General features: G+C 40.3%; 6 protein-coding genes. 5 read left to right on the plus strand and 1 reads right to left on the minus strand.

Features of this window, described 5'->3' with window-relative positions:
• Positions 1-14: 14 nt before the first annotated feature.
• Complete coding sequence (locus CD039_RS02350) at positions 15-392, minus strand: DUF3899 domain-containing protein (protein ID WP_103370966.1); 378 nt, start codon at positions 390-392, stop codon at positions 15-17.
• 207 nt (positions 393-599) lie between these two features.
• On the opposite strand from CD039_RS02350, the gene opp3b reads away from it, so the two are divergent.
• From opp3b to CD039_RS02375, 5 genes are read left to right on the plus strand one after another with little or no spacing between them, the layout of a single operon-like run.
• Positions 600-1529 carry an oligopeptide ABC transporter permease gene (opp3b, locus tag CD039_RS02355; RefSeq protein WP_049406664.1) on the plus strand — a complete coding sequence of 310 codons (930 nt, stop codon included), beginning with the start codon at positions 600-602 and terminating at the stop codon, positions 1527-1529.
• Complete coding sequence (opp3C, locus tag CD039_RS02360) at positions 1526-2587, plus strand: oligopeptide ABC transporter permease (protein ID WP_103370967.1); 1062 nt, start codon at positions 1526-1528, stop codon at positions 2585-2587. Before opp3b ends, opp3C begins: the two co-directional genes overlap by 4 nt.
• 17 nt (positions 2588-2604) lie before the next feature.
• Positions 2605-3687 (plus strand): ABC transporter ATP-binding protein, encoded by a 1083-nt coding sequence (locus tag CD039_RS02365; protein ID WP_103370968.1) that lies wholly within the window; start codon positions 2605-2607, stop codon positions 3685-3687.
• A complete protein-coding gene (locus CD039_RS02370) occupies positions 3677-4651 on the plus strand; it encodes an ABC transporter ATP-binding protein (RefSeq protein WP_103370969.1) in 975 nt (324 codons plus the stop codon). Before CD039_RS02365 ends, CD039_RS02370 begins: the two co-directional genes overlap by 11 nt.
• A complete protein-coding gene (locus tag CD039_RS02375; protein ID WP_103370970.1) occupies positions 4632-6302 on the plus strand; it encodes a peptide ABC transporter substrate-binding protein in 1671 nt (556 codons plus the stop codon). Before CD039_RS02370 ends, CD039_RS02375 begins: the two co-directional genes overlap by 20 nt.
• The last annotated feature ends 47 nt before the right edge of the window (positions 6303-6349 follow it).

Here is a 6349-nt window from a genome sequence, read left to right on the forward strand (position 1 = left end):
TAAATAGCCCTGACTCACATAATAATTAAAGTAATGAGGATGTCGAGAGCTAAATAGCATAAATTAACACCGAATGCGACCTTAACCCAACGCGCCACTTGATAATGTGATTTCTTCGCTTGTTGAGGGTTGAAGAAGTCGTCATCTTGAACGGAAGCTTGATGCTTTTTACTCGATAAGCGATACTTCATACGTCGCATGCCATAACTCGTCGCATCGAATACGCCTTCCTGTATTAGGATCAAGATAAAGGTAACAATACTTAGTATCATCGCTACGTAGAACACGATATTGACGTACTCTACCCAATGGTGAGATGTGAATAGCCAAATGATTAGCGATATGACAGGTGTTAAAAGAATAAACGTCAATAATTGTGATAAATTGCGCATCAAACTCATCCTAGCTCTTGAGAAATTTAGTATAAGTATAGCTCAAATCACGTTTTTAGTGTAGATTTCTGCTATGAATTAAAGTGATAGAGAAGAAAAATGAGGTGATTTATCATTGATTTCATGCAGAATTAACTATATAATATTATTAAATATTTCTGAAAATTGTGAAGGGAATGTTTACTACTTAAACAAGGGGGATGTTATATGCTTAGATACGTCTTAAAACGTTTTGGTTATATGATATTGTCGTTATTTATCATCATAACGATTACGTTTTTTTTAATGAAGCTGATGCCAGGATCACCGTTTAACGATGCGAAACTCAGCGCGGCTCAAAAGCATATTTTAAACGAGAAATATGGACTCAACGATCCGGTCGCAGTTCAGTACTTACACTACATCAAGAACGTTGTGATGGGAGACTTCGGTTACTCATTCCAATACCACAATCAGCCGGTATGGGAATTGATTAAACCACGGTTAATACCATCGATGGAAATGGGACTCTCAGCGATGGTTATCGGTGTCATCCTCGGATTAATCCTTGGTGTAGCTGCAGCGACGAAGCAGAATACTTGGGTAGACTATACAGCTACAGTCATCTCAGTCATTGCAGTATCTGTACCGTCATTCGTGCTTGCAGTGTTATTACAATATGTCTTCTCTGTACGTTTGCAATGGTTCCCAGTGGCAGGTTGGGAAGGATTCTCCACTGCAGTGTTACCATCTCTAGCGTTATCGGCTTCAGTTATCGCGACGGTTGCCCGGTATATACGTGCGGAAATGATAGAAGTGCTCAGCGCAGATTACATATTGTTAGCGAGAGCAAAAGGGAACTCAACGATGCGTGTATTATTCGGACATGCGCTTAGAAATGCTTTGATTCCAGTTATCACGATTATCGTTCCAATGTTAGCCGGAATCTTAACAGGGACATTAACGATTGAACAAATCTTTGGTGTGCCTGGTCTAGGGGATCAATTCGTACGGTCAATTACGACGAACGACTTCTCAGTGATTATGGCAACAACATTGTTATTCAGTACACTATTTATCGTTTCAATCTTCGTGGTTGATATTCTTTACGGAATCATTGACCCACGTATCCGTGTCGAAGGAGGTAATAAGTCATGATGAAGAAGAAAGATACAGTGACTCCGGAAGCAAACTCAGTGATGACACATACCTCCGAAGGGATTATGGCAGATGACTTTATCAGAAGTGAACGTAATTTAGAGAAAGAGCCAGAGTTACAGCGTGAGAGTAAGAGTTTCTGGCAAGACGCGTGGGATCAACTACGACGTAATAAATTAGCAGTCATCGGAATGATTGGCTTGCTGCTCATTATTATATTCGCATTTGTAGGTCCGCTGTTGAGTGATCACGACTATGCAGAACAAGATGTTCAACGACGCAACCTACCAGCGAAGATTCCAGTATTAGACCACATCCACTTTTTACCGTTTGACGGTCAAGGTGCTGACGGACACGATGCTTATAAGAAAGCAGGCGTGAAAGAGAATTTCTGGTTTGGGACTGACCAGTTAGGTCGTGATATGTGGACACGTACATGGCAGGGTACTCAAGTCTCACTCTTTATCGGTGTAGCAGCTGCCTTACTCGATATCTTCGTCGGGGTAGTCTACGGCGCGATTTCAGGATTCTTTGGAGGTAGGATAGACAACTTTATGCAGCGGTTGATTGAAATTATCGCGTCGATTCCAAACTTAATCGTCGTTATCTTATTCGTGCTCATCTTCGAACCTTCTTTATGGACGATTATCTTAGCGATGACCGTCACAGGTTGGATAGGCATGAGCCGTGTCGTTCGTGGATCATTTTTAAAGTTAAAAAACCAAGAATTTGTCTTAGCGTCCCGTACGTTAGGAACATCTAAGCTCAAATTGATCTTCCGACACATCTTACCGAATGCCTTAGGTTCTATCATCGTTACATCGATGTTTACCGTACCTAGTGCAATCTTCTTTGAAGCGTTCCTTAGCTTTATCGGTATCGGTGTACCAGCACCAAAAACATCGCTCGGCTCGCTCGTCAACGATGGACGTCAAATGCTCTTGATCCATCCACATGAGCTCTTTATACCAGCGATCTTATTGAGTTTACTCATACTCTTCTTCTATCTATTCAGTGATGGACTGCGTGATGCATTCGATCCGAAGATGCGTAAATAATAAAGGGGGCAGAAATTATGTCAGAGAGAATATTAGAAATCAATGATTTGCATGTGTCCTTTGATATTAGCGCAGGGGAAGTGCAAGCAGTACGAGGTGTTGACTTCTATTTAAACAAAGGGGAAACCTTAGCGATCGTCGGCGAATCAGGTTCTGGTAAATCTGTGACGACGAAAGCGATTACGAAACTCTTCCAAGGCGACACAGGCCGTATTAAAAAAGGAAGTATCAAGTTTCTCGGTGAAGATTTAACTCAGAAGACTGAGAAAGAACTCATTAAATTGAGAGGAAAAGATATTTCGATGATCTTCCAAGATCCGATGACGTCACTCAATCCTACGATGAAGATTGGGAAACAGGTCATGGAACCACTCATGAAGCATCGGAATTATAGTAAAAGTGAAGCGAAGAAACGTGCGTTAGAAATTCTGAATTTAGTGGGCCTACCACACGCAGAACAACGGTTTAATGCTTATCCGCATCAATTCTCAGGAGGTCAGCGCCAACGTATCGTTATCGCAACCGCTTTGGCTTGTGAACCGAAGATATTGATTGCCGATGAGCCAACGACAGCACTTGACGTAACGATGCAAGCGCAGATCTTAGATTTGATGAAATCATTACAGAAAAAGATCGAAACTTCGATTATTTTTATCACACACGATTTGGGAGTAGTAGCTAACGTAGCAGATCGTGTAGCAATTATGTACGGAGGACAAATGGTGGAAACAGGAGAGGTCGACGAAATCTTTTACGATCCGAAGCATCCATACACGTGGGGATTACTATCATCGATGCCAGATTTGGAAACAGGCGCAGATACAGAATTACTCGCGATTCCGGGTACACCTCCAGATTTATTACATCCACCTAAAGGTGACGCGTTTGCAGAGAGAAGTCCTTATGCGTTAGAAATTGACTTCAAGCAAATGCCACCATGGTTCAAAGTGTCGCCTACACACTTCGTCAGATCATGGTTGCTCGATTCACGTGCACCGCATGTCGAACCACCTGAAATGGTGCGCAAACGATTGAGAACTATGCCGAACAACTATACTCAACCGAAGCAGGTAGAAAGGGTGTCGTTTGATGGAGAATAATCAAGAAGTGCTCGTACAAGTCAAGCATTTAAAGCAATATTTTAACCAAGGTAAACGCAACGAAGTCCGTGCCATCAACGATATTTCCTTTGATATCTTCAAAGGTGAGACATTTGGACTAGTTGGTGAATCTGGTTGTGGTAAATCGACGACGGGGAAAGCGATTATTAAATTGAATGATATTACGAGCGGAGATATATTCTACGACGGGATTAATATTAAAAACATTAAGTCACGTAAGCAATCTTTGAAATTTAATAAGAGAATTCAAATGATCTTCCAAGATCCATACGCTTCTTTGAACCCTCGACTTAAAGTCATGGACATTATCGCTGAAGGGATTGATATTCACAAATTGGCGACGAGTCGCAAGGACCGTAAGCGACGTGTGTATGATTTGTTAGAAACGGTAGGGCTGAACAAAGAACATGCCAACCGTTATCCGCACGAATTCTCTGGCGGGCAACGTCAACGTATCGGTATCGCACGTGCACTCGCGGTGGAACCCGAATTTATTATTGCAGACGAGCCAATTTCCGCGCTGGATGTGTCCATTCAAGCACAGGTGGTTAACTTGTTGTTGAAACTTCAACGTGAACGCAATATTACGTTCTTGTTTATCGCCCATGATTTATCGATGGTCAAATATATTTCAGACCGTATTGCAGTGATGCATTTTGGTAAAATTGTCGAAATCGGAAAAGCCGAAGATATTTATCATCATCCGTTACATGCTTATACGCAATCACTATTGTCAGCAGTACCTCAACCTGATCCAGAAAGTGAGCGTACACGCACGCGAATGACTTATAAAGAAGATGGTAAAGATGGAGAACGTCAACTCAACGAAATTGAGCAAGGTCATTACGTCTTTACGACAGATGCAGAAGCGGCTGAATTAAGAAAGCATATCAACACTCGACAAGATAAAGGAGGGGACGCAGATGAAGTTCAAGTGCACTAAGATTGTCGGCACCCTCATTGCTGCAGCTTTCGTCTTGAGTGGGTGTGGTAAAAATGAAAGTCTTTATGATAACAAAGGGCAGGTATTCCGTAGTACATTACCTCAAGATATGAGTACGTTAGATAATGTTATGGCCTCCGATAATGTGTCATTTACAACTTTTACACAAGTGTATGAAGGGTTGTATGTATTAGATAAGAATGATAAAGCAACTCCAGGGGTAGCGAAAGGCGAACCAAAGATTTCTAAAGATGAGAAACGCTATACAATTGATTTGCGTCACGATGCAAAATGGTCTAACGGAGATCCAGTAACTGCGAACGACTTTGTTTATAGTTGGCGTAAAGCTGTGAATCCGAAGACAGGTTCAGAGTATGCATTTATCATGAATTATCTTAAGAATGCTGAAGATGTAAACAGTGGTAAAAAGCCTGTCAAAGACTTAGGTGTTAAAGCAATTAATAAATACAAACTTCAAATCGATCTTGAAAAACCGGTACCTTATTTCAAAGAACTTCTCGCTTTCGGTACATATATGCCACAAGATGAGAAAGTGGCTAAAAAAGAGGGAAATCGATATGGTACAGGCGCAGATAGAGCTGTATACAACGGTCCTTTTAAAATGAAAGACTGGAAAGCAGAAGATAAGATAACTATGGTTAAAAATGACCAATATTGGGATAAGAAGAATGTGAAATTGGATAAAGTAAATTATAAAATCTTGAAAGACCAACAGGCGGGTGCGTCACTTTATGATACAGATTCGGTAGATAATACTGAAATTACTTCAGAGCAAGTTGACAAATATAAAGATGACCCTGGATTATTTAAAAAATTAAAAGCGTCCACATTCTTCTTGAAAATGAATGAGAAAGTGTTCCCTGACTTTAAAAATAAAGATTTACGAATCGCAATTTCTCAAGCAATAGATAAAAAATCTTATGTTGATTCAGTACTCGGTGATGGATCAAAACCTTTTAATAATTTCACAGCCAAACAAACAGCACCTTTACCAAACAGTACGAAAGATTATGCGGAAACGGTTAAATCACCATTGAAGTACAATGTGAAAGAAGCTCAAGATCATTTAGCTAAAGCTAAAAAGGCGCTAGGTAAGGACAAAATTACTTTTACTTTAAATGTCCAAGATACACCAAGTGCTAAAATTTCAGCGGAATTTATCAAATCAGATATTGAGAAAAATTTACCAGGGGTAACGGTAAAAATTAAACAAATGCCATTTAAGCAAAAAGTAAACGCTGAGTTATCTATGCAGTATGAGATGTCTTTAGCTGGCTGGGGACCAGACTACCCAGACCCAATGTCATTTTTAGAAACTATGACTACAGGTAACGCTCAGAATAATACAGACTGGAGTAGTAAAGAATATGATTCTATGCTTAAAGAAGCGGACGGTCCATTGCTTACTAAAGAAAAGCAACGTATGAATAAATTGAGAGATGCTGAAGAATTACTGTTAAATGAAGCACCAGTTGCTCCAATCTATCAACAAGGTAAAGCTTATTTACGAAATCCTCAGGTGAAAGGAATTGAATATCACCAAATCGGTGGAGATTATTCACTAAAAAATGTTCATATCGATAAAAGCATCGACCGCAAAACAGGCAAAAAGAAAAAAGATGAAAACTAAATCATGTAAAAGCGCTCCGGTTCATGGTAATCGGAGCGCTTTTCTAC

Origin of the sequence: Staphylococcus argensis (genome assembly GCF_002902305.1) — a bacterium.
Classification (GTDB): domain Bacteria; phylum Bacillota; class Bacilli; order Staphylococcales; family Staphylococcaceae; genus Staphylococcus; species Staphylococcus argensis.